The organism is Tessaracoccus yangjingae (assembly GCF_054483935.1).
On the sequence record NZ_CM137014.1, the window covers coordinates 1,804,649 to 1,825,548 of the forward strand.

At 69.0% G+C, this 20,900-nt stretch carries 22 protein-coding genes, 3 tRNA genes and 2 pseudogenes; 13 read left to right on the forward strand and 14 right to left on the reverse strand.

Annotated elements, in window-relative coordinates:
- Nucleotides 1–74: 74 nt before the first annotated feature.
- The 5 genes from ACX1D3_RS07900 to ACX1D3_RS07920 all read right to left on the reverse strand — a co-directional run bounded on the left by ACX1D3_RS07900 (nucleotide 75) and on the right by ACX1D3_RS07920 (nucleotide 3,450).
- A complete protein-coding gene (locus tag ACX1D3_RS07900; RefSeq protein WP_458996431.1) occupies nucleotides 75–482 on the reverse strand; it encodes a hypothetical protein in 408 nt (135 codons plus the stop codon).
- A complete protein-coding gene (locus ACX1D3_RS07905; RefSeq protein WP_458996432.1) occupies nucleotides 454–1,092 on the reverse strand; it encodes an AAA family ATPase in 639 nt (212 codons plus the stop codon). Before ACX1D3_RS07905 ends, ACX1D3_RS07900 begins: the two co-directional genes overlap by 29 nt.
- Entirely contained in the window at nucleotides 1,089–1,493 is a 405-nt protein-coding gene (locus tag ACX1D3_RS07910) for a hypothetical protein (protein WP_458996433.1), read from the reverse strand. Before ACX1D3_RS07910 ends, ACX1D3_RS07905 begins: the two co-directional genes overlap by 4 nt.
- Nucleotides 1,490–1,711 (reverse strand): excisionase family DNA-binding protein, encoded by a 222-nt coding sequence (locus tag ACX1D3_RS07915; RefSeq protein WP_458996434.1) that lies wholly within the window; start codon nucleotides 1,709–1,711, stop codon nucleotides 1,490–1,492. Before ACX1D3_RS07915 ends, ACX1D3_RS07910 begins: the two co-directional genes overlap by 4 nt.
- A gap of 557 nt (nucleotides 1,712–2,268) precedes the next feature.
- Nucleotides 2,269–3,450, reverse strand: coding sequence for a site-specific integrase (locus ACX1D3_RS07920; protein WP_527252189.1), 1,182 nt, complete (start codon nucleotides 3,448–3,450; stop codon nucleotides 2,269–2,271).
- Nucleotides 3,451–3,725: 275 nt separating this feature from the next.
- On the opposite strand from ACX1D3_RS07920, the gene ACX1D3_RS07925 reads away from it, so the two are divergent.
- A complete protein-coding gene (locus ACX1D3_RS07925; RefSeq protein WP_458996436.1) occupies nucleotides 3,726–4,655 on the forward strand; it encodes a phosphodiester glycosidase family protein in 930 nt (309 codons plus the stop codon).
- A 5-nt stretch (nucleotides 4,656–4,660) separates the two neighbouring features.
- A pseudogene (locus ACX1D3_RS07930) lies at nucleotides 4,661–5,638 on the forward strand (GtrA family protein); the annotation flags it as partial.
- Between the two features lie 15 nt (nucleotides 5,639–5,653).
- Here ACX1D3_RS07930 and ACX1D3_RS07935 read toward each other — a convergent pair.
- The gene (locus ACX1D3_RS07935) at nucleotides 5,654–6,310 is read right to left on the reverse strand and encodes an IMPACT family protein (RefSeq protein ID WP_458996437.1); all 657 of its coding nucleotides are present in this window, start codon (nucleotides 6,308–6,310) and stop codon (nucleotides 5,654–5,656) included.
- On the reverse strand, nucleotides 6,303–6,782 hold the full coding sequence (locus tag ACX1D3_RS07940) for a peroxiredoxin (protein ID WP_458996438.1): 480 nt from the start codon (nucleotides 6,780–6,782) through the stop codon (nucleotides 6,303–6,305). The genes ACX1D3_RS07935 and ACX1D3_RS07940 overlap by 8 nt, the downstream gene beginning before the upstream one ends.
- Nucleotides 6,783–6,858: 76 nt before the next feature.
- On the opposite strand from ACX1D3_RS07940, the gene ACX1D3_RS07945 reads away from it, so the two are divergent.
- Nucleotides 6,859–7,191 carry a DUF3618 domain-containing protein gene (locus ACX1D3_RS07945; protein ID WP_458996439.1) on the forward strand — a complete coding sequence of 111 codons (333 nt, stop codon included), beginning with the start codon at nucleotides 6,859–6,861 and terminating at the stop codon, nucleotides 7,189–7,191.
- Nucleotides 7,192–7,256: 65 nt separating this feature from the next.
- Nucleotides 7,257–7,332, forward strand: a tRNA-Lys gene (locus ACX1D3_RS07950).
- Between the two features lie 67 nt (nucleotides 7,333–7,399).
- On the opposite strand, the gene ACX1D3_RS07955 is transcribed toward ACX1D3_RS07950, so the two are convergent.
- Nucleotides 7,400–8,020: an SHOCT domain-containing protein gene (locus ACX1D3_RS07955; protein ID WP_458996440.1), complete on the reverse strand. Its 621-nt coding sequence runs from the start codon at nucleotides 8,018–8,020 to the stop codon at nucleotides 7,400–7,402.
- A gap of 139 nt (nucleotides 8,021–8,159) precedes the next feature.
- On the opposite strand from ACX1D3_RS07955, the gene ACX1D3_RS07960 reads away from it, so the two are divergent.
- The gene (locus ACX1D3_RS07960) at nucleotides 8,160–9,095 is read left to right on the forward strand and encodes an SDR family oxidoreductase (protein ID WP_458996441.1); all 936 of its coding nucleotides are present in this window, start codon (nucleotides 8,160–8,162) and stop codon (nucleotides 9,093–9,095) included.
- A 3-nt stretch (nucleotides 9,096–9,098) separates the two neighbouring features.
- Here ACX1D3_RS07960 and ACX1D3_RS07965 read toward each other — a convergent pair whose 3' ends face one another.
- A complete protein-coding gene (locus ACX1D3_RS07965; RefSeq protein WP_458996442.1) occupies nucleotides 9,099–10,094 on the reverse strand; it encodes a DNA topoisomerase IB in 996 nt (331 codons plus the stop codon).
- Nucleotides 10,095–10,519: 425 nt separating this feature from the next.
- Nucleotides 10,520–11,011, reverse strand: a pseudogene (locus ACX1D3_RS07970) (O-acetyl-ADP-ribose deacetylase); the annotation flags it as partial.
- Between the two features lie 83 nt (nucleotides 11,012–11,094).
- Between ACX1D3_RS07970 and ACX1D3_RS07975 the strand changes: the two are divergent.
- Genes ACX1D3_RS07975 through ACX1D3_RS07985 form a run of 3 tightly spaced genes read left to right on the forward strand, consistent with a single transcriptional unit; the run spans nucleotide 11,095 to nucleotide 13,597 of the window.
- On the forward strand, nucleotides 11,095–11,994 hold the full coding sequence (locus ACX1D3_RS07975) for an ABC transporter ATP-binding protein (protein WP_458996443.1): 900 nt from the start codon (nucleotides 11,095–11,097) through the stop codon (nucleotides 11,992–11,994).
- Nucleotides 11,991–12,791: an ABC transporter permease subunit gene (locus ACX1D3_RS07980; protein WP_458996444.1), complete on the forward strand. Its 801-nt coding sequence runs from the start codon at nucleotides 11,991–11,993 to the stop codon at nucleotides 12,789–12,791. Before ACX1D3_RS07975 ends, ACX1D3_RS07980 begins: the two co-directional genes overlap by 4 nt.
- Before the next feature lie 5 nt (nucleotides 12,792–12,796).
- Complete coding sequence (locus ACX1D3_RS07985; RefSeq protein ID WP_458996445.1) at nucleotides 12,797–13,597, forward strand: ABC transporter permease subunit; 801 nt, start codon at nucleotides 12,797–12,799, stop codon at nucleotides 13,595–13,597.
- Between the two features lie 173 nt (nucleotides 13,598–13,770).
- On the opposite strand, the gene ACX1D3_RS07990 is transcribed toward ACX1D3_RS07985, so the two are convergent.
- Both ACX1D3_RS07990 and orn read right to left on the reverse strand, forming a co-directional pair.
- Nucleotides 13,771–13,846: transfer RNA gene (locus tag ACX1D3_RS07990), tRNA-His, on the reverse strand.
- Between the two features lie 70 nt (nucleotides 13,847–13,916).
- The gene (gene orn, locus ACX1D3_RS07995; protein ID WP_458996446.1) at nucleotides 13,917–14,534 is read right to left on the reverse strand and encodes an oligoribonuclease; all 618 of its coding nucleotides are present in this window, start codon (nucleotides 14,532–14,534) and stop codon (nucleotides 13,917–13,919) included.
- Nucleotides 14,535–14,759: 225 nt separating this feature from the next.
- Between orn and ACX1D3_RS08000 the strand changes: the two genes are divergently transcribed.
- Nucleotides 14,760–15,593, forward strand: coding sequence for a sugar phosphate isomerase/epimerase family protein (locus tag ACX1D3_RS08000; RefSeq protein ID WP_458996447.1), 834 nt, complete (start codon nucleotides 14,760–14,762; stop codon nucleotides 15,591–15,593).
- A gap of 167 nt (nucleotides 15,594–15,760) precedes the next feature.
- Nucleotides 15,761–16,720 carry a substrate-binding domain-containing protein gene (locus ACX1D3_RS08005; protein WP_458996448.1) on the forward strand — a complete coding sequence of 320 codons (960 nt, stop codon included), beginning with the start codon at nucleotides 15,761–15,763 and terminating at the stop codon, nucleotides 16,718–16,720.
- A 79-nt stretch (nucleotides 16,721–16,799) separates the two neighbouring features.
- Here ACX1D3_RS08005 and ACX1D3_RS08010 read toward each other — a convergent pair whose 3' ends face one another.
- On the reverse strand, nucleotides 16,800–17,789 hold the full coding sequence (locus ACX1D3_RS08010; protein WP_458996449.1) for a LacI family DNA-binding transcriptional regulator: 990 nt from the start codon (nucleotides 17,787–17,789) through the stop codon (nucleotides 16,800–16,802).
- A gap of 127 nt (nucleotides 17,790–17,916) precedes the next feature.
- Here ACX1D3_RS08010 and ACX1D3_RS08015 point away from each other — a divergent pair, with 127 nt between their 5' ends.
- From ACX1D3_RS08015 to ACX1D3_RS08025, 3 genes are all read left to right on the forward strand, one after another.
- Nucleotides 17,917–19,053 (forward strand): Gfo/Idh/MocA family protein, encoded by a 1,137-nt coding sequence (locus ACX1D3_RS08015; protein WP_458996450.1) that lies wholly within the window; start codon nucleotides 17,917–17,919, stop codon nucleotides 19,051–19,053.
- 10 nt (nucleotides 19,054–19,063) lie between these two features.
- Nucleotides 19,064–20,080, forward strand: a complete 1,017-nt coding sequence (locus ACX1D3_RS08020) for a sugar phosphate isomerase/epimerase family protein (RefSeq protein ID WP_458996451.1) — start codon at nucleotides 19,064–19,066, stop codon at nucleotides 20,078–20,080.
- A 107-nt stretch (nucleotides 20,081–20,187) separates the two neighbouring features.
- Nucleotides 20,188–20,263: transfer RNA gene (locus tag ACX1D3_RS08025), tRNA-Arg, on the forward strand.
- A gap of 3 nt (nucleotides 20,264–20,266) precedes the next feature.
- On the opposite strand, the gene ACX1D3_RS08030 is transcribed toward ACX1D3_RS08025, so the two are convergent.
- Entirely contained in the window at nucleotides 20,267–20,857 is a 591-nt protein-coding gene (locus ACX1D3_RS08030) for a 2'-5' RNA ligase family protein (RefSeq protein ID WP_458996452.1), read from the reverse strand.
- Nucleotides 20,858–20,900 lie beyond the last annotated feature (43 nt).

Below are 20,900 nucleotides of genomic sequence, written 5' to 3' on the forward strand. Positions count from 1 at the left end.
GCGGTGGGCGTGTAGGTCCCGGGCGGGCGTATAGGTGCACGCCGAGAATCGGCGCGTGTAGGTGTGCGTGTAGGTCATGCGGCACCCCATAGGCGAGGCCGATTGGTGGCCTTCTCCCCCTCGTCGACGACGGCCAGAACACCGTTGCGCGCCAGGGCGTCGAGCCTGCGGCGGGCCTTCTCCTTCTCTGCCGGGGTGGGCTTCTCGGCGTCGAACAGGACCACAGCGGCATCGAGGGCCGATAGAGAACCCCGGGCCTTGGCGAGGGTCAGGAGGTCTACCTGTTCGGCGATGGTTGAGCGGCCGCTGTCGTGGTCATGCAGCACCGTCAAGGGCCCCACCTCGGCTAGTGGTTGCTTGACGTGGAACAGCTTCACCAGACCATCGCCGGGGGCGCCATGCAGCAGCAGCACCGAGCCGGCGCCGGCGGTAATCCAGGTCGAGCCGTAGATATCATCCACGGTCGGTTTGTCGCGGGTCACCCCCCCCGCCAAGCTTGCGGACGTGATGCAGCTCCACCAGCTCGATACCGGCCTCTAGGGCGGTCTGGCGGGCCCGGTTGTATCCCGCGCCTGTCTCGTCGTCGGTGAGCCCTACGGCGGCGTCCTTGAGGCTGTCGAGGACGACGGTATCCGCGCCGGCGTCGAGGGCCAGGCGGGCGAGGATGCCCGGATGCTTGGCCATGTCGTAGGGCGGGGGCCCGGTCCACACTGCTAGGCGCTCGTCGAGCTCGGCCCGCCATGCTTCCCCGACCATGCGACGCATTGAGCGGGTGATCTGGCGGGGCCGGTCCATGGCGAGATACAGCACGCGGCCGCGGCCGGGGGTGATGGGCAGGCCGAACAACTCCGAGTACTCGGGGAAGCCACACCGGCCTAGGGCGAGCTGTTGGCCGATGGTCGACTTCCCCAATCCCATCGGGCCCGCGATGATGAGCGACTCACCGCACGCGCCTAGGATGTCGTCGCCGTATCCCCACCAGGCTGGCGGGCGCCCGGCCTCGTCGAGGATGATCGAACCGGGCCGGAACGTGTACCGCGTCGGGGCGTCCATGTCGCCGCGGGGGTCGAGGTCCTCGGGGTACTCACTCACCGGGGATCACCCCCGATGATGGCGACGACGAGCGCGGCCAGGTCCTCACCGATCGGCGGCGGGTAGCGGCGCAACAGCTCGGCGTGCTCGCGGCACGCTTCGGCCTGCTCGGTCAGCCGGGCATACCGGTCTGCGAGGTCCTCGCGGGTGGCCTGCCCGTGGAAGTCACCAGGGCGCGGCCGGGCGTTGTCGAGGCCCTCGGCACGGCGTGTCCAGTGCCACGGCATGGCCTCGGTGATGGCGTCCTCGAGCATGCGGACGGCGTAGCGGCTGAGCTGGGCGTCGACGGCCGGCGCCAGGCGAACCGGGCCGTTGTCGCGTAGACTGTGGGTGTCGCCGCCAAACGACTTGTGAGCCGCCTCGGGTCCCCACCCGGGGCGCTCTTGCGTTGTGGCGCTCACCGGCCGGTGGTGGGGATGGAACGGAAGGCGGCGTCCACCTCGTTGACGTCCACGCGGATGATGCGGCCATTCAGCCGGTATCCGGTGATCTTCCCGGCCGCGATCAGTCGGCGGATGGTGTCAACGGAGACGTCCCAGCGCTCGGCGGCAGTCTCCTGCCGGATGAACCGGCGAGAGTCGTCCCCGGTGGGGGATGGTTGGGGTTTGCGGGCAGGCACAGCAGCTCCTCAAAGGAGTCTGCGTGCTCGCCTCACACGCGAGTGCCAGCCATGCGGCCGGTTGGACTAGGTACAGCCCGGGGCGTTAACAGCAATACTACGCGGTAGAACGCGCTATGGCGACTCGACAGGCGCAAGGGCGACACGAGCCGGCCGACCCGGGCGCGCGCGATCCCGGGCAGCGTGTAGCTCGGCGGCGACAAGGGGCCACTCCTCGTGGGCGCACCGGCGACAGCTCACCGGGAACGACTCGCGCGGGGTGCCCAATCCGCCCGCCGTGCGGGTGCCGTCCGGATTCACGCTCACCAGGGCGGCGACAAGGCCATCTGGCCGCAGGATGAAAGCGGGGGCGGGTCCATCGCGCTCGCCGGTGTAGATGAGCGGAGAACCGATCGCCAGGACGGCCACGAGGTGGCCAGCAGGACAACACACGTCCACCAACCGTGCGGCCCGCGGTATCTCGGCCGCGGTGCCTACACTCTTTCGGATCCGTCGGTCGGTGTACTCGGTGCCGTCCTGATCCCACCAGCGCAGCACGTCCACGCGGCGTTCCCTGCTCACCGGACACCCTTGGCCATGCTCGACAGCTTGCCGGCCACGCGCTTGTCGGCCCCGTCGAGGGAGTGTTGGTAGACCATCGCCATGGCGGGTGTGGTGTGGCCTAGTCGGGCCATCACGTCAGCTGTCGTGGCGCCCGCTGACGTGGCCAGCGATGCGCCGGTGTGGCGGAGGGTGTGCGGGGTCACGTCGGGCCTTCCTGCCTTCTCTGCGGCCCGCTGGAAGGCGCGCGCGAACGTCGAGGAGTTCAGGTGTCCACCGTTGGGCGCCGGAAACAGTAGACCGTCGGTGCCCCAGGCGGCGTGCTTGGTGAGGTGGCTCCGAAGGTCTGCCGTGAGCATCGGCGGGATGTGCACCGTGCGGTCGCCGGCCTCGGTCTTGGGGGGTCCGACGAGGTACCCGCCCTTGACCTTGACGACTCCCCGGGAAACATGGATCACGCCCTGGGCGAGGTCGACATCACGGCGGCGCAGCTCGGTCAGCTCACCGAAGCGCAGAGCGCACCAGCAACCCAATAGGACGGCCATCCGCAGGCGCTCGGGCTCGATGGCATCGGCGATGGTGTTCAGCTGGGCGATGGTCAGCGGCTCCACCTTCTTCGCGCGCTTGGTGCGGATCTTCGTCCGGCTCGGCAGCGTGACCGGGTTCGCGTCGATCAGCTCAAGGTCAACGGCGCCCGTCATGATGTTGTGGAGGAGCTGGAACGCCTTGGACCGCGCGCGCGGCTTGGAGGGGTCCAGCGCGGCCCACCAGGCGCGAACGTCGGCCTTGGTCAGGTCACGCACGGCGCGGTCGCCCAACGTCGGGTTGATGTGGTTCCGCCACAGTGATTCGTAGTCGCGGCGGGTGGCGGCGCGTAGCTCAAGCTGAGGCATCCACAAGTCGGTGACGAAGGTCTCGAGGGTGATGGATCCGCGGTTCGCCTCGGCCAATGCGGCCGCCTTCCGTGCCTTGGGGGATTCCCACTCGCCCGACTCCAGCCGGCGCCGTTCGTTGTTGAGCCACTCCTCGGCGTCGCCCTTGGTGCTGAAGGTCACCGGGGCGTTGTGGCGCTCCTGGTTCGCCCCGATATAGGACGCCTGAAAGCGCTTGGAAGGCAGCTTCCGGATGTATCCAAACCCTCGTCGTCTGCCCGCCATGCCGGTCCCTCTCGGTCGAGTCGTGCGATATACGTGCGACATCTCTTCCTAGGATAGCTGACTTCTGCCTGTTTGTGCGATACGATGAGGGAAGCGAATCGAGGTGAAACACCTAGTGCTTGCGCTCATGGCTACCGGTTTCGGCAGCGGGCAAGGGTTGACTGCGGAAGGATTCAAGTCCCTTCTTCGGTACAACACACGCGACGTGCGGTGGTCGGCCTCGCCGGGTCGGCTCCCGGGATGTGAGCGCGGAGTAGACAGGGGACCCAGGGGTCTCTCACCGCTGGCGCACAGCCGCGGCCGACAGAGTCGTCGGCATGACCAGCACCGCACCCCGCATCCTCAACCGCCGCGTGTTCCTCGGCGGAACTGCGGCGCTCGGGTTGGCCGCCGTCGGCGGCACCTCGTGGGCGCTCGACCGGTTCCTCATCGAACACGCCGAGGTGACCGCCGCCTCGGACTACACCGGCCTGCCCGGCACCCAGGCGTCCGCGACCCCCACCGCCGGCGCCACGGCCACGGCCGGCCGCAGCATCGACATCACCGCCCACACGAGTGGCAGCGGATCGGACGCGCAGGCCTGGTTCGTGGCCGATGTCGCCCTCGACGACGCCACGGCGCTGCGCAGCGCGTTCGCCGAGGACACCTTCGGCACCAACATCATCGACCTCCCCTCGTCGATCGCGGCGGACGTCGGCGCCCTGTTCGCCGTCAACGGCGACTACTACGGCTTCCGCGACACCGGCATCGTCATCCGCGACGGCGTCGCCTTCCGCGACATCCCCGCACGCCAGGGCCTCGCCCTCTACCGCGACGGCACCATGCGCTCCTACGACGAGACCGCCACGGGGGCCGCCCAGCTGATCTCCGACGGCGTGTGGCAGACCCTCTCCTTCGGCCCCACCCTCGTCGACGGCGGGGCTTTGGTCAGCGGCATCGACCGGATCGAGATCGACACCAACGTCGGCAACCACTCCATCCAGGGCAGCCACCCGCGCACCGGACTGGGGATGATCGGGGCCAACCACTTCGTGTTCGCGGTGGTGGACGGGCGCAGCTCCGGGTACAGCCGGGGGATGACCCTGCCGGAGTTCGCGCAGCTGTTCGCCGACCTGGGCTGCCAGGTGGCCTACAACCTCGACGGCGGGGGCTCGTCGGTGATGATCTACGACGACGAGCTGGTCAACAACCCGCTCGGCAAGGGCGAGGAACGCGGCACCAGCGACATCCTCTGGATCGGGCGGTGACGGCGATGATCGTGCTCATTCCGGCCTACGAGCCCGGCGAGACCCTCGTCGAGCTGTGCCGCGCGCTCAGGGCCTGCCCCGAGGTGTCCGGGGTGCTGGTCGTCGACGACGGGTCCGGAGCCCGCTACGCCGAGGTGTTCGGCCGCGCCCAGCGCGAAGGCGCCGCGCTCCGGCGGTACCTGCCCAACCGCGGCAAGGGGCACGCCCTGAAGGTGGGCTTCCGCGAGGCGGAGGCGCTGTTCCCCGGACACGTGGTGGTGTGCGCCGACAGCGACGGCCAGCACGCCGTCGACGACATCATCCGTGTAGGGCGCGAGGTGTCGCGTGACGACGAGATGGTGCTCGGCGGCCGAGGATTCTCGGGCGAGGTGCCGGCGAGGAGCCGCGTCGGCAACGCCGTCACCGCCGTCCTGTTCCGGGCCGTCACGGGGATCCGGGTCCGCGACACCCAGACCGGGCTGCGCGCCTACCCGGCCGCCATGCTGCCGTGGCTGCGCAGCGTCAGCGGCGAGCGGTTCGAGTACGAGCTGAGCCTTCTCCTCGAGGCGCGGAGCGCGGGCCTGAGCATCCGCGAGGTGCCGATCGAGACCATCTACCTGCACGGCAACGCGTCCTCCCACTTCCGGCCCGTCCGCGACTCGTGGCGCGTGTACCGTCCGCTGCTGGCGTTCGGGGCCGCGTCGCTGGCGGGCTTCGCCGTCGACGCGGCGCTGCTGTTCATCGTCATGGCGGCGACGGGGAACCTGCTCTTCTCGGCCGTGGCGGCCCGCGTGGTCAGCGCCTCGGTGAACTACTCGCTGAACCGGCACGTCACCTTCGGCACCGGCAACCGGACGAGCGCGCTGCGCTACGCGGCCCTCGCCGTCGTCGTGCTGGCGGCCAACTACGCGCTGCTGTCGGCGCTGCACCAGGTGGTGGGGCTGGTGGCGGCCAAGCTGATCACCGAGGCGGTGCTGTTCGCGGTCAGCTACGCGGCGCAGCGCCGGTTCGTCTTCAGCTCACCCCACCCAGCGCTCGCCGGCCGGGACCGCGCTCAGGGCGCCGCCCGACAGCGCGGCCAGGGCCTCGTCCAGCTCCTGTTCGGCGCCGGCGGGCACCGCGACCAGGATGTGCGCGCGGTCCGTCCACTCGACGCCGTCCACCGTCGCCACGAGGCCGGACGGCAGCACCAGGGAGCGTAGCTGGTCCTCGTAGGCGCCCGCGTCGGCGTAGCCCACGCTCACCCGCAGGATGCGGTTCAGCCGCACCTCACGGATCCCCGCCGCCTCGACGGCCCCGGCGACGGCGTCGGAGTAGGCGCGCACCAGCCCGCCCGCGCCCAGCTTGACCCCGCCGAAGTACCGGGTGACCACCGCGACCACGTCAGTGAGCGCGTTCTTCTGCAGCACCTGGAGCATCGGCACGCCCGCGGTGCCGGCGGGCTCACCGTCATCGGAGCTGCGCGCGGTGCGGCCGTCGGGTCCGAGCACGAAGGCCGAGCAGTGATGACGCGCGGAGAAGTGCGCCGATCGTCGTTCCTCGACGACGGCGCGGGCCGCGTCCTCGCTCGTCACCCTGCGCAGGCGGGTGAGGAAGCGCGAGCGCCTGATCTCGATCTCGACGTCGACGCCCGCGCCCGGCTCGGCGTCGATGGTGTGGAACGAGGTGTCAGACACCCAGCTCGCGGCGCAGCTTGGCGACGTGCCCCGTGGCCTTGACGTTGTACTGGGCCACCCGGACGGTGCCCACGCCCGCGTCGTCGACGTCGATGACGAAGGTAGAGCGCAGGACGCCCTCGATCTCCTTGCCGTACAGCTTGCGCGGGCCGTAGGCGCCGTAGAGGTTGTGCACCGTCTTGTCCGGGTCCGCCAGCAGCGTGAAGCCCACCTCCGAGGTCTGCTTGAACCTGGCCAGGCGCTCCACCGGGTCGGGCGAGCAGCCGAGGACCGTGTAGCCGCCGTCGGTGAACTCTGCCAGCGACTCCGAGAAGTCCACGGCCTGCGTGGTGCAGCCGGGCGTCATGGCGGCGGGGTAGAAGTAGAGGATCACCGTGCCGCCGGCGTGGTCGGCCAGGGAGACGCTCTCGCCGTCCTGATCGGGGAGGGTGAAGGCGGGGGCGGTGGAGCCGGTGGTCAGGCGTGCGGTCATGCGCGTCATTCTAGGGCCCCCGACCACGGGCTGGTTTGGTTGAATAGGCTGGGGGCAGTCAGTTGAGGAGAACCGCATGTCTAATGGCTCACGATCCGTCGACGAGATCCGCGCAGACCTGGCCGCGGCCCGGGCGAAGCTCGCGCAGGCCACGTCGGATGCGGTGGAGGCCGTCAAGCCGCAGAACATCGCCCGCGCAGGGGTGGACCAGGTCAAGCAGTTCGCCAAGGCCGAGTTCGACGCCGCCGCCGCGCAGGTGCGTGACGAGGAGGGCGGCTGGCGCACCGACAGGCTGATCGCCATCGGCGGCGCCGTGCTCGGCCTCGTGGTGTTCGCGGTGACGATCAACTCCATCGCTAAGCGACGGACGTCGCTCGAGGCGCGCACCCGCCGCGCGCTCACCCGGTGAACCAGCCCCCGAAGATGGCCGATTGGACTTCGGCGGGGGACTGCCACTACATTTAGTCCTCGCGCGCACCGCTAGCTCAACTGGCAGAGCAGCTGACTCTTAATCAGCGGGTTCAGGGTTCAAGTCCCTGGCGGTGTACCAGATTCGGCCCCCGTCCTTCTCAGGACGGGGGCCGATGCTTTTTACCGGCTGTCGTGCCGCACGCAGGTCAGAGGCGTTCGAGGAGCCGCGCCTTCTGGGCGGCGAACTCCTCGTCCGTGAGCAGGCCGTCCGCGTGCAACTCGCCCAGGGACCTCACCTGCGACAGCACGGCCTCCCCGGGGCTCTCCGGCGCGGCCGGGGCCGCCTCCGTCACCGGGAGGGCGAGCTCGCGCTGCTGGACGACCGCCGCCGGGAGGTTGCGGACGTTCTTCGACACGTCGGCCAGCTGCAGCACCTGGCCGCCGGCCCACTGGATCAGCAGCGAGTCCGCCAGGAGGCCGCGCTCGGGGCTCAGCACCACGTCGTCCGCGAGGTAGTCGATGCTCAGGGGCGCGGCGTCGGGCTGCTCAACCACCAGGAGCGAGCGATCGGTGAGGGCCAGCACCGCGGGCACCGGCTCCAGGGTCCCGTCCACCGGCGCCTGGGCCACCGAGACCAGGAGCAGGGTCTCGCCGTCGTCGAGCAGGCCGGGCAGCCCCACGAGAAGGTCGCGGTAGAGGGTCACATCGCCCTTCGTCAGGTCGACGGCGGCCTCCCTCAGGCCATGGCTGTCGGGAAGCGCCTCCGACGGCGCGGCCGGGTCCACCGGGTTCGGTTCGTCACCGCTCAGCACGCTCAGTACACCCATGTCTGCTCCTTCGCCGCCGTCTGTGCGCTCATGGTAACGCCGCCGGACGGGACCGGGACCGATGTTTGCCGCGGGGAAAGCGGGGTACCCGTCAGGGAGGGGAGCGACGGCCCCCGAGCCGAGACACAGGAGGATGACCATGCCGAACCCCACTGAGCACACCCCCGGGAACGCCGATCTGTACGCGGTGGACAAGGCGGCGCAGAACCTTGCCGGCCCCGAGGGTGGATTCCCGGAGCAGGAGCAGCAGCCTCCGGGCCTGACCCCGCCCATGGATCCCACCCCCGACCACGGCGAGGAGACGTGGGTGGGCCGCGGGCGCCTGGCCGGGCTGAGGGCACTGATCACGGGCGGGGATTCGGGGATCGGGCGCGCCGTCGCCATCGCCTACGCGCGGGAGGGCGCCGACGTGGCGATCAACTACCTCGCCGACGAGCAGCCCGACGCCGACGAGACGCGCCGCTGGGTGGAGAAGGCGGGGCGGGCCTGCGTCCTGGTTCCCGGCGACCTGACGGACGAGTCGGTGGCGCGCGGGGTCGTCGACGACGCTGCCGAGGGCTTGGGGGGCCTCGACATCGTCGTCAACAACGCCGGCTTCCAGTGGGCCCGCCGCGAGAACGGGCTCGCGGACGTGACGACCGACGAGATGGACCGCGTCTTCAAGACCAACCTCTACGCCCTGTTCTGGGTCAGCCAGCAGGCGCTGAAGTACCTCGGCACCGGCTCGAGCATCATCAACGTGAGCTCCATCCAGGCCTATGACCCCTCCGAGTCGCTGATCGACTACGCGGCCACCAAGGCTGCCATCAACAACTTCAGCGTGAACCTGGCCGCGGACCTCGGCCCGAAGGGCATCCGGGTCAACGCGGTGGCGCCAGGGCCCATCTGGACCCCGCTCCAGCCGGCCACCAAGCCGGGGGAGGGGATGCCGTCGTTCGGCGGCGACACGCCGCTCGGCCGGGCCGGCCAGCCGTCGGAGCTCGCGGGCGCGTTCGTGTTCCTGGCCAGCCCGGCGGAGGCGTCCTACGTCAGCGGCACCGTGCTCGGGGTCACGGGCGGGCGCCCGGTGTTCTGAGCCTCAGCCGAGCAGCTCGAGGACGGCTCTCTCCAGCCCCGCCTGCCGGGCCTGGGGGGAGCCGTACCTGCGTCCCGTCGCCGCCGCGATGGTGACCCCGGCCTCGTAGGCGTCGATCACGCGTGGGTCGATGTACGACGAGCGCGCCACCGTCGCGGTGTTGCCGAGGTATCCCGCCACCTCCACCACGGCCGCCCTGATGGCCCGCTTCCGCGACGCCACGGTGTCGCCAGGCTCCTCGGAGCGGGCCAGCTCGTCCGCGGCGATCACGGTGGCGTGCCAGGTGCGGAAGTCCTTGGCGGTCAGCCTGCCGTCGAGCAACTCCCGCAGGTAGCCGTTGACCGAGGCGCTGGTGAGGTCGCGCCAGCTCCCCTCGGCCCGGTACGCAAGCAGCCTCTGGCTGTCGTCGCGTCGGCGGCGGAGCCGGTCCAGCACCGCCACGGCGGCGGGGTCGTCCACCTCGACGGTGTGCTCGACTCCCGACTTGCCGGTGAACCTGAACACCAGCGCGTCGCCGGCCCGGCGCACGTGGCGGCGCTCGAGGGTGGTCAGCCCGAACGAGCCGTGGGCGTCGCTGTAGGCGTCGTTCCCGATGCGGAAGTAGCCCACGTCGAGCAGGCGGACGGCGGCGGCCGCCGCCCTCTCCAGCGGCATGCCCTCAAGCGCGAGGTCGCGGCTGATCCTGCGCCGGGCGGCCGGCAGATGCTCGGCCGCGGCGGCCACGCGGTCGAACTTGGCGCGATCGCGGCGGACCCGCCACGCGGGGTGGTACAGGTACTGCCGGCGCCCGGCGTCGTCCGTCCCGACGGCCTGGAGGTGTCCGTTGGGATGCGGGCAGATCCACACATCGGTCCAGGCCGGCGGGATGGCCAGCGAGCGGATGCGCTCCACCTCAGCGGCTTCCAGCGGGCGACCGTCGGCGTCCCGGTAGCCGAAACCGGTGCCGTGACGGCGACGCGTGTACCCGGGTGAGCGCGGATCGGCGCGGCGCAGGCGCATCACGCCTCGCCCGGCGGGTGGGGGAACCTCACGCCGCTGCCCCACCCGATCTCCCAGCCGGCCGTGTCGTCGAAGTAGTCGGCCGAGGCGATCGGCAGCCGGTTCGCCTCGACCCGGCTCATGAGCTCGGCGTACCACCCGACGTAGGCGGGATCGTCGGACGTGGGAGCCAGGCCCGGCCAGTGGCCCAGGATCAGGTCCGCCACGGCATCGGGGGAGGTGGTGACCGTGACCTCGCCCCCGGCGAAGCTGGTGAGGTCCCCCGTGGTGTAGCGGAGGGCGGGCCGGTCGGACCCGTGGACGCTCAGCGTGGCTCGCCAGTGCATGCCCGACGGGCTCACCCCCGGCCGGACGCGCACCCTGTGATGGCCGCGCCCATGCAGCACCCGCACCCCTTGCAGGATGCGCATCGGGGTCGCGGCCGCCAGAGCCGCTCGTAGCTGCTCGAGGGTGGACTGCGTCGGTGTGACCAGCCTCACGTCGACGACCCTCGTCGGGGTGGCCGCGATCGTCTCGACGGCCGCCGCGACCGCGTCGGACAGCGGCCAGCCGTACACCCCCGCGCTGATCAGCGGGAACGCCACGCTCCGCGCTCCCAGCTCGTCGGCCACCCCCAGCGCCCGGCGGTAGCAGGACTCGAGCAGCGCGCGGTCCCGCTGGCCCGCGGCGAAGTTGGGGCCGACCGTGTGGATGACCCAGCGGGCGGGCAGGTCACCGGCGGTGGTCCACCCCGCGTCCCCGGTGGCCAGCCCGTCGGGGAAGCGGGCCACGCAGTCACGCAGCACGGCCGGCCCGCCGGCGCGGTGGATGGCGCCGTCGACGCCGCTTCCTCCGCGCATCCGGTTGTTGGCGGCGTTGACGATCGCGTCCACACGCTGGGTGGTGATGTCGCCGAGCACGGCGGTGATGGCGGCCATGGAGACCAGTGTGGCGCGTGGCCCGCCGCCCCGAGCCCGGATGGCTACGATTGAAGGTGGTTCCATCGCTCATCGGAGCAGAAATGAACGTCATCGAGACGCAGAGGCTCACCAAGTCCTACGGCACCGCTCGAGGCATCGTCGACGTCGACATGTCGGTGCGTGAGGGCGAGATCTACGGCTTCATCGGGCCGAACGGGGCGGGGAAGTCCACCACCATCCGCACGCTGCTCGGCCTCATCCATCCCACCAGCGGGTCGGCCACCGTGTTCGGGAAGGACATCACCAGGTTCGGCCCCGAGATCCGCCAGGAGGTGGGCTACCTGCCGTCCGAGGTCTTCTACTACGACGACATGCGCGCCATCGACCTGCTCAAGTACTCGGCCAGCTTCTACGCGGCCGATGCCAAGGCCACCGAGGCCAGGATCCATGAACTCGCGGAGCTGTTCGACCTGGACCTCAGGAAGAAGATCGACGACCTGTCCTACGGCAACAAGAAGAAGGTCGGCATCATCCAGGGGCTCGCCCACGAGCCGAAGCTCATCATCCTCGACGAGCCCACCGGAGGGCTCGATCCGCTGATCCAGCAGGAGTTCTTCCACCGCCTCAGGGAGGAGAACCAGCGGGGCGCCACCATCCTGTTCTCCTCGCACATCCTGGGCGAGGTCCAGCGGTTGTGCGACCGGGTGGCCATCATCAAGGACGGGTCGATCATCCGCGTCGAGGAGATCAGGACGCTGCTGGAGAACCAGACCAAGCGGTTCCGCCTTGAGCTGGCGGGCGAACCCGACCCCGCTCGCTTCCAGCTCGACGGGGTGAGCGACCTGGCGGTCACGAACCACTCGGTGAACTTCCTGTACCGGGGCCAGATGAACGCCGTCACCAGGATGCTCGCCGGCCTGGACCTCGTCGATCTGCTCGTGGAGGAGCCCGATCTCGAGGAGATCTTCCTCCACTACTACCAGCGAGGGGAGGAGCGGTGAACGTCTTCCTCCGGGAGCTGCGGGCCTACCGCGCCTCGACGATCACCTGGGTGGTGTCGCTGTGCGGGCTCATCGTGGTGTTCATGTCGCTGTACCCGGCGTTCACCCAGGACATCGAGGCCACGCGCAAGGTGTTCGAGCAGTTCCCCGACGTCGTCATGGTGGCGCTCAACATCTCCCTGGCGAGCTTCTTCACCATCTTCGGCTTCTTCGGCTACCTCCTGGGGTTCGCCACCCTCGCAGGTGCCATCCAGGCGATGAACCTCGGCACCGGCATCATCTCCAAGGAGACCACCGGGAAGACCGCGGACTTCCTGCTCACCAAGCCCGTCACCCGGCAGGCGGTGGTCAGCGCCAAGCTCGGCGCGGCCCTCGTCCTGCTGCTCCTGACCAACGTGGCCTTCTCCGGCGTGGCCTACGGCATCGCCACGGTGATGGCCGACGAGCCGTTCTCGGCGCTGACCTTCCTCCTCATGGCGTCGACGCTGTTCCTCGTCCAGCTGTTCTTCCTCGCCCTGGGGGCGCTGTTCTCCGTGACGATCCCCCGGATCAAGTCCGTGGTCGCGGTGTCGCTGCCCACCGTCTTCGCCTTCTACATCGTCGGGATGCTCGGCGACGTGCTGGCCAACGACGAGGTGCGCTTCATCACCCCGTTCAAGTTCTTCGAGACCTCGGACATCATCGCCGACGGCGCCCTCGACGGGGTGTCGCTGGCCATCCTCGGCGGATTCTGCGTCGCGGCGATCGGGTTGAGCTACCTGATCTACCTGCGCAAGGACATCCGGTCCTCGACCTAGGCGGCATGACGATGAACGTGTTCAAGCGGGAGATGCGGGTGCACCGCCTCGGGCTGCTGTTCTGGTCCCTCGGCATGGTGGCGCTCGTCGGCGCAGGCATGGCGAAGTTCGCCGGCTACGAGGAGGCGGGGGAGTCCGTGGAGGCCATTCTGGCCACGCTGCCCAGGGCGGTCCTCGTGGTGTTCGGGATGACCGGGTTCGACCTGTCCACCGCCATCGGGTTCTTCGGCGTGCTGTTCCTCTACATCGCGGTGATGGGGGCCGTGCACGCCGTCCTCCTCGGCTCGACGCTCGTCTCGAAGGAGGAGCGCGACAGGACGTCGGAGTTCCTCTTCGCCAAGCCCATCACGCGTGGTTCGGCCCTCACCGGGAAGCTGCTCGCCGGACTGGCCAACGTCGTCATCCTCAACCTCGTGACGGCGTTCTCGTCGCTGTACTTCGTCGACTTCTTCGGCGACGGCGGCACGAGCGAGACGGTCCAGGTGCTGATGGCGGGGCTGCTGGTGCTGCAGCTCATCTTCCTCTCCGTCGGGGCGCTGGTGGCGGGGGTGGCGAGGAGGCCGAAGGTCGCGCCGTCGCGGGCCACGTCGGTGATGTTCCTCACCTTCCTGCTGTACTACCTGGTCAACCTCAACGAGAGCCTGTCGTTCCTGAGGTTCCTGACGCCGTTCAAGTACTTCGACGCGGCCACGCTGATCGCCGACGGCGCCCTGGACCCGGTGTTCCTAGCGCTGTCGTTCGGGATCATCGTCGTCGCTGTGGCCGGGACGTACCGCTTCTTCGCCCGCCGCGATCTGAGTGTGTGAGCCGCTCGTCGCCCACTGACCGCCACTTCGCATACCGTGGGTGTCCTCGCACAGCCTGCTGGGTATGCGAGGAGGCCCACCGTATGCGAGGTGCGCTCGCGCGGGAAGCGAGCCTCTCGCGTTCTCCCGTGTGAGGAGAAGCACAAGACCCGGCCCATACGGACCGGGTCTGCTGGGGTGAGTAACGGGACTTGAACCCGCGGCCCCCTGGACCACAACCAGGTGCTCTACCAGCTGAGCTATACCCACCATCTGCCGACATCACCACAGGGGCGCGACGACTGAGAAACAATAGCGCACCCCTGGTGGCGGGGCGAAATCACCCCGCCGCGGCGCCCGTCACCGTGCCGCGGTGGCGCTCCGCGATGGCCCTGAGCTCGGTCGTCGAGGGCCCGGGAGCCTTGACGAAGACGGCCTCGCGGTAGTAGCGCAGCTCCTCGATGGACTCCTGGATGTCGGCGAGCGCCCGGTGGTTGCCGGCCTTCTTCGGAGCCTGGTAGTGCACCCGCGGGAACCAGCGCTTGGCCAGTTCCTTCAGGGTGGACACGTCCACGTTGCGGTAATGCACCCACTGCTCGAGCTCAGGCATGTCGCGGGCGAGGAAGGCGCGGTCCGTGCCGATGGTGTTCCCGGCCAGCGGGGCCTTGCGGGCCACCGGCGCGTGAGTGCGGACGTAGTCCATCACCTGGGCCGTGGCCTCCTCCATGGTGAGGCCGGCCGGCAGGGCGTCGAGGAGTCCGGACTTGGTGTGCATGTCGCGCACGTAGTCGCCCATCTGCGCGAGTGCCTCGTCGGTGGGCCGGATGAGGAGGTCGACGCCCTCTCCCAGGACGTTGAGGTCGCCGTCGGTGACGAGCACCGCCACCTCGATCAGCGCATCGTGGACCAGGTCCAGCCCGGTCATCTCGCAGTCGACCCACACCAGTTTCTCGCTCATGGGAGCCCAATCTAGGCCCCACCGCCGACGGCGGGCCACCCACCGGAACGCCCGGCGGGGTCAGGGGAACGGTGAACGGAAACACGTGTCCGCGGCAGCGGAGAGGCCCAGCATCAACCTCTTGACATTTGTCATGACACAGCCTACTCTCATCTAGAGCGCTCTAGACGGTGGCGCGGCTCAATGTGGAGGGAAACACCTGTGAAGATCACACTTGATCCGTACATGACACGGTACGGGTACACGCTCGACGAGATGATGCATCTCGTCGCGGACATCGGCTACGAATACATCGAGTTCTCGCAGCGCGATGACTTCTGGCCCTTCTACACGCACCCGACCGCAAATGATGCGCAGGTCGCGAAGATGAAGCGTCTCATGAAGGAGACAGGCGTCAAGGTTGCGTCAACTCTCCCCTTGTACCGGTGGTCGAGCCCGGATGAGGACGAACGACAGGCCGCGGTGCGGTACTGGATGCGCGCGATCGACATCACGGTCGAATTGGGGTGTGACCAGATGAATTCCGAGTTCAGTGGTCGCCCGGATCAGCGGGAGCGGTGTGAGGCCCAGTTCTGGAAGTCGCTGGATGTCATCATCCCCCGCATCGAGAAGGAGGGGATCAAGCTGAACCTCGAACCCCATCCGGACGACTTCATCGAGGACGGCATCGAGGCCGTCAACATGATCCGGGCCATCAACCACCCCAACGTCGGGTTCCTCTACTGCCTTTCCCACTGCTTCCATCAGGGGGCGCCGATGCGCGAGGTGATGGAGTACGCGGGCGCCGACCTGAAGCACCTGCACATCTCGGACACGTTCGACCATCACGCCTCGCGCGGCAACCGCTACATCCTCAACCCCCCGGGGACCCAGGCCAGGGTGCATCAGCATCTCGAGGCGGGCGACGGAGAGGTGGACTTCGACGAGTTCTTCCAGGTGCTGGAGGACGTCAAGTTCGACGGGATCGCCACCGTGGCGGTCTTCTCGCAGGAGGAGAAGATGGTCCCCGCCTTCACCCGGATGCTCGATCTCCTGCGGGAGCGGCTCCCTCGGGCCTGACGTTCGCGGGCAGCCCCCGCGTCACCCTCACCGGCGTACCGCCATGGCTGCCCAGCCAAGCGGAGCGTTGTCTGTCGGTCGGCCTCGCCGGCCGGCCACCCCTGCCGCTCAGCGCGCCAGGCGATGGGGTCGTCGTGACCCCGCTCATCAATGAAGAGGAGAATGCAATGCTCAAGAAGACTGTCATCGCGGCGGCCGTCGCCGCCGCCACCCTACTGTCGGCATGCCAGGCGCCAGCCGGTGAGTCCACCGCCTCCGGGAGTGGATCGGCAGGCGACGGCGGGGTCACCATCGGAGTCAGCCTCACCAACACCGATGTCTGGCTGGGATTCCTGGCCGACGCGATCGAGGAGGAGGCAGCGGCCCTCGGGGTCGATGTCCAGATCATCTCCGCGGAGGCTGATTCCGTCACGCAGCTCGGACAGGTGGAGAACTTCGTCGCACAGGAGGTGGACGCCATCATCGTCAACCCCGTGGACACCGAGGCGATCGAGCCCGTCACCAACGCCGTTGTCGAGGCCGGCATCCCGCTGGTCTACGTGAACCGCTGCCCAGCGGGACTGCCCGAGACCATCCCGTGCGTGGGCTCCGACTCCGTCGAGGCCGGCACGCTGCTCATGGAGGCCGTCGCGGAACTCAACGACTTCCAGGGCACCGTCGGCATCCTTGAGGGTGATCCCAACAACAACGGGCAGGCGGTTCGCGAGCGGACCGCCGGGTGCCAGGCCGTCATCGATGAGAACGACGGCATGGAGTTGACCATGAGCGGCAACGGGGAATGGTCGCGCGACGCGGCCCTGGCCATCACGGAGAACTGGATCCAGTCCGGCAAGCTCCCGGACATGATCTGCGCGAACAACGACGAGATGGCTCTCGGCGCGATCCTCGCGCTCAAGGCCGCAGGACTCCTGGACCAGGTGACCGTCGGCGGAATCGACGCGACGGCGGATGCTCTCGCGGCCGTGGAGGCGGGGGAGCTCGAGGTCACGGTCTTCCAGGACCCTGCTGGTCAAGGAGCTGGGGCGCTCCAGACCGCGATGAAGTTGATCAACGGTGAGACCACGGACGGCTACGTCAACGTGCCGTTCCAACTGGTCACCGAGGAGAACCTGGCCGAGTTCAAGTAACCCGGTCCCAGGAAGGGATGAGAGGTTGGGGTGCCGTACTTGTCGGCGGCACCCCAACCTTTCTTCGTCTCAGCGCCAGTCAGGACCGAGGCACGCCGGTCGACCCACGCACGACGAGCAGCGGGTCGAGCACCCGCACCAGGGGCGCGGCGTCCGGAGTCGAGATGCGCCGGAGCGCCGCTTCCGCGGCGAGCCTGCCCAGGCGCCTGGCGTGCTGGTCCACACTCGTCAGCGAGATTCCGGGAAGGGCCGCTGTGGGTGTGTTGTCGAACCCGATCAGGGAGACGTCCTCCGGGGCCCGGAGGCCCCGCTCCGCCAAAGCGTCGAGCACGCCGAGGGCCGCGACGTCGTTGTTGGCGAAGATCGCGGTGGGCGGGCGAGGATCGTCGAGCATGGTGGCGGCGGCGCGGGCCGCGTCGCTCTGCCGGTACCCGCTGTGAACGACCACCGGTTCCAGGCCCAGCTCCCTCATGCACGCCTCGTAGCTGTCTGAGCGATGGTGGAACACGGACCCCACCGGTGGGGCGATGTGCCAGATGCGGCGGTGCCCGAGGCCGTGGAGGTGCCGGACCGCGAGTTCGGCCCCGGCCCGCGGGTCCGACAGGACGCTGTCCAGACCCGGAACCTCGCGGGTGGCCGCGACCATGGGCCTGATCTGCGAGAGCTCGAGCAACTCCTCGTCCGGGAGGGAGCAGCCTGGAACCACGGCCACGTCGACCTGCACCCCCAGCAGCTCCTCCAGCGCGGACCTGTCCCTTTTACCATCGGCATCGGAAATGCTGATCACGAGGTGATGGGCAGCCCTGTCCGCGGCCTCTCTGACGCCGTCGTACAGATCAGGGATAATTGTGTTGCGGACGTCAGGAATGAACATTCCGATGGTGTTGGTCTGATGGCTCGCCAGCCTCGACGCGACAATATTGTGGTGGTAGCCGATCTGTCGGGCCGCATTCAGAATTCTCTTCTTGGTTTCCTGACTGACGCCCGGCGCATCGCGAAAAGCGATGGACACGAGAGCGCGTGACACGCCCGCTTCCCGCGCCACGTCTTCCATGGTCACGCGTGCCATCCGAGTCACCTCCACCTTCGCCGGATCTCCGGCCAGACTAGCAACAAAACGTCCGCTGGCCCGGCCCGGACTTGACTCCGAGTCTGGAGCGCTCTAGTATGTAAGCACATACGACGAGGAGGTCGAAGTGACGCGTACGCTACGCATTGGATTGGTCGGCGCCGGGCCCGCAGGGCAGGCGCACGCCTTCGGATACACCAACGCCCGGATGGCCGATGAGCTCGGCGAGGTGGAGATCGTCCTCGAGACGGTGGTTGATCCCAACATCGCTCTCGCCACGACTGTCGCCCGACGGTACGGGTTCAAGCGCGCAGTCCGGAGCGTCGACGAGATGCTTGCCGAGGGGATCGATGCCGTGAGCGTGGCGCTGCCCAACCACCTCTCATCCCCCGTCCTCAGCCAGCTGCTGCGGGCCGGCGTGCACGTTCTGGCCGAGAAGCCCCTTGGGAAGAGCGCCGACGAGGCGCTCGAGCTGACGCGCCTCGCGGATACCGCGGGAGTGGTGGCCGGGGTCGGGTTCTCGTACCGCCGGATCCCCGCATTGGCGGCCGCGGCCCGCGCCATCCGCGACGGCGCCATCGGAACCCCCTACTTCGCGACGGCGAAGTTCCTCGCCGACTACGCCGTCGACGCGGACGGGCCGCTCAACTGGCGATTCGTCAAGGCCACCGCCGGCGCCGGGACGCTCATGGACATGGGCACGCACGCCCTCGACGCGCTGGAGTTCCTGGTGGGCCCCATCGACGAGGTGACCTCCGCCGTGCTGAACACCTCGATCACGGAGCGCCCCGACCCGAGCGGGGGCCGTGGAGAGGTGGACACGGACGACACCGCGCTGGTGACCCTGCGGTTCGACGGGGGCGCCGTCGGGACCATGCTGGCCAGCAGGGTTGCGGCTGGGGTCCCCATCGAGTTCGACCTGGAGGTGTTCGGGTCCGCCGGGCACCTCCGTTTCTCCTACACGGATCTCAACGCCTACTCGATCTACCAGCCCGGCGGCGGGCGTGACGGTGACGGAGTCCGCCGGGTCATCTCCGGCCCAGGCTCGCCCCACTTCGAGGACGTCATGCCGATGTGCTTCAAGGGCAACCCGACCGGATACGGGGAGGCCTTCATCGCGGAGGTCCAGGACTTCCTCAAGGCGATCAGCGGCGTGACGCCCATGGACACGGACTTCGCCGCGGCAGCTCGCACCATGCAGGCCGCCCAGGCCGCGATCGAATCGTCCACGACCGGCAAGCCGGTCTCCATCTCTCACCAGTAAGGGACACGCCATGCGTCTAGGTATCTTCACCACGTGCCTCCACGATCGGGACATCGACGGCGTCATCAGCGTCGCGCAGGAGCACGGCACCACGAGCCTCGAGCTCAACTCCGGGGGCTTCTTCCCGGCCTACCATCTCCATCCCGAGGCCCTGCTCGTCAGCGCACACGCGCGCGACGAGTTCCTCGGCAAGCTCGCGGCCAACGGGCAGGTGTTGACGGCGCTCAACAGCAGCGGCAACCCGCTCCACCCCGACAGGGAAGTTGGGCCGAGGCACGGTGCGGAGCTGTACCGATCCATCGATCTGGCATCGGCGTTGTCGGTGCCGGTCGTCGTCGCCCAGTCCGGGGCACCGGGTGCCGAGCCCTCGTCGACGATCCCGTCGTGGGTGGTGTCGCCCTGGGACTCCGCCTACAGCGACGCCCTCGACTACCAGTGGAGCCTGGCGGTTCCGTTCTGGGTGCAGGCCACGAAGTACGCAGCGGAGAAGGGGGTCAAGCTCGCCATCGAGATGCACCCCCACCAGCTGGTCTACAACCCGCCGACCTTGATGCGCCTCATCGACGCGGTGGGACTGGACAACATCGGCATGGAGATGGACCCCTCACACCTCTTCTGGCAGGGCATCGACCCCCTGGGCACCATTGAACGCTTCGGCTCGCGCGTGTTCATCTCGGCCGCCAAGGACACGAAGATCTATCAGGAGAATCTGCAGGTCAACGGGTTCCTCAACAACGCGTGGCGCCGCAACGAGGGGGAGACCAGGCTCGGGATCGGGGGCCGGTACTCCGTCAACGACTATCCCGAGAACCCCTCCTACGAGTTCGTCGCGATCGGCCGCGGCCAGAGCGTCGAGTTCTGGGGCAAGTGGCTCAAGGCTCTGCACACCGTCAACCCCGACATCGCGGTCAACATCGAGCACGAGGACCCGCACCTCGACAGGGAGTCGGGGATCGTGATCTCCTGCGAGAACCTGCGGGCGGCGGCGCGGGCCGAGGGCCTCTCCTTCGAGGGCGACCCGGCCTAGCCGAGCGAGACCAGGGCGCCGCGATCTCCCCAGTGGGTGGGGGAATCGCGGCGCCCTGTTGTGCGTTCGCCGCGCGGCTGCGCCCGCCGGTACACTCGACGCCGTCAGCCCCAGTAGCTCAGCGGATAGAGCAACAGCCTTCTAATCTGTCGTGCGCAGGTTCGAGTCCTGCCTGGGGCGCCACCCTCACAGGGACCAGTTGGCCAGCTCGACGAAGTCGAACGTGCCCACCTCGGGGCGCACGGTCACCGACACAAGGTGCACCTTCCCCACGCGGACCCGACCCACCGCGGGCGCACCGTCGAGCCGTTCCCGCAGCTCGTCGTCCGAGACCTCCGCGGTGGCGTAGGCCAGGCTGACGTGCGGCGCGTACGGCCGGTCGGGCATGGTGCCGCCGAACGTGGCCAGCGCGGCCCGGCGCACGGCGTCCACCAGCGCGTCCCAGCCCGGCGTCGCCTCCGCCACGCACTCGACGGCGACGTTGTGGACCTGCGGCGCCCCCACCTCCAGGTCGAAGGCCGCGACACCGGCCAGCTCGGCCGTGAGCGACTCGGCGAGACGCGTGAGCTCCGCCATGGACAGGTCGTCGAACTGGGCCAGCCGGTTGACGGTGAAGTGCAGCCAGGCGCGGGGCATCGGCGGGAGGCCCGTGACACCGTCGATCCGGGCCTGCAGCTTCTCGATCCGGTCGGCCACGTCGTCATCGGGCAGGACGTAGACGTGCAGCGAGCCGTCGTTGTGGTCCCAGGGCGTCATGGAGTCGAAGAAGCTCTGCATGGCCCCACCGTAACCGCATCGCCCCTGGCCCGGAGACGGGGCC

Excerpts from the sequence above, each read along its gene's own strand:
- ACX1D3_RS07920 (WP_527252189.1), bottom strand. The coding sequence starts at position 3,450 with ATGTCGCACGTATATCGCACGACTCGACCGAGAGGGACCGGCATGGCG.
- ACX1D3_RS07925 (WP_458996436.1), top strand. The coding sequence starts at position 3,726 with ATGACCAGCACCGCACCCCGCATCCTCAACCGCCGCGTGTTCCTCGGC.
- ACX1D3_RS07940 (WP_458996438.1), bottom strand. The coding sequence starts at position 6,782 with ATGACCGCACGCCTGACCACCGGCTCCACCGCCCCCGCCTTCACCCTC.
- ACX1D3_RS07945 (WP_458996439.1), top strand. The coding sequence starts at position 6,859 with ATGTCTAATGGCTCACGATCCGTCGACGAGATCCGCGCAGACCTGGCC.
- ACX1D3_RS07955 (WP_458996440.1), bottom strand. The coding sequence starts at position 8,020 with ATGGGTGTACTGAGCGTGCTGAGCGGTGACGAACCGAACCCGGTGGAC.
- ACX1D3_RS07960 (WP_458996441.1), top strand. The coding sequence starts at position 8,160 with ATGCCGAACCCCACTGAGCACACCCCCGGGAACGCCGATCTGTACGCG.
- ACX1D3_RS07965 (WP_458996442.1), bottom strand. The coding sequence starts at position 10,094 with ATGCGCCTGCGCCGCGCCGATCCGCGCTCACCCGGGTACACGCGTCGC.
- ACX1D3_RS07975 (WP_458996443.1), top strand. The coding sequence starts at position 11,095 with ATGAACGTCATCGAGACGCAGAGGCTCACCAAGTCCTACGGCACCGCT.
- ACX1D3_RS07985 (WP_458996445.1), top strand. The coding sequence starts at position 12,797 with ATGACGATGAACGTGTTCAAGCGGGAGATGCGGGTGCACCGCCTCGGG.
- orn (WP_458996446.1), bottom strand. The coding sequence starts at position 14,534 with ATGAGCGAGAAACTGGTGTGGGTCGACTGCGAGATGACCGGGCTGGAC.
- ACX1D3_RS08000 (WP_458996447.1), top strand. The coding sequence starts at position 14,760 with ATGACACGGTACGGGTACACGCTCGACGAGATGATGCATCTCGTCGCG.
- ACX1D3_RS08005 (WP_458996448.1), top strand. The coding sequence starts at position 15,761 with ATGCTCAAGAAGACTGTCATCGCGGCGGCCGTCGCCGCCGCCACCCTA.
- ACX1D3_RS08010 (WP_458996449.1), bottom strand. The coding sequence starts at position 17,789 with ATGGCACGCGTGACCATGGAAGACGTGGCGCGGGAAGCGGGCGTGTCA.
- ACX1D3_RS08020 (WP_458996451.1), top strand. The coding sequence starts at position 19,064 with ATGCGTCTAGGTATCTTCACCACGTGCCTCCACGATCGGGACATCGAC.
- ACX1D3_RS08030 (WP_458996452.1), bottom strand. The coding sequence starts at position 20,857 with ATGCAGAGCTTCTTCGACTCCATGACGCCCTGGGACCACAACGACGGC.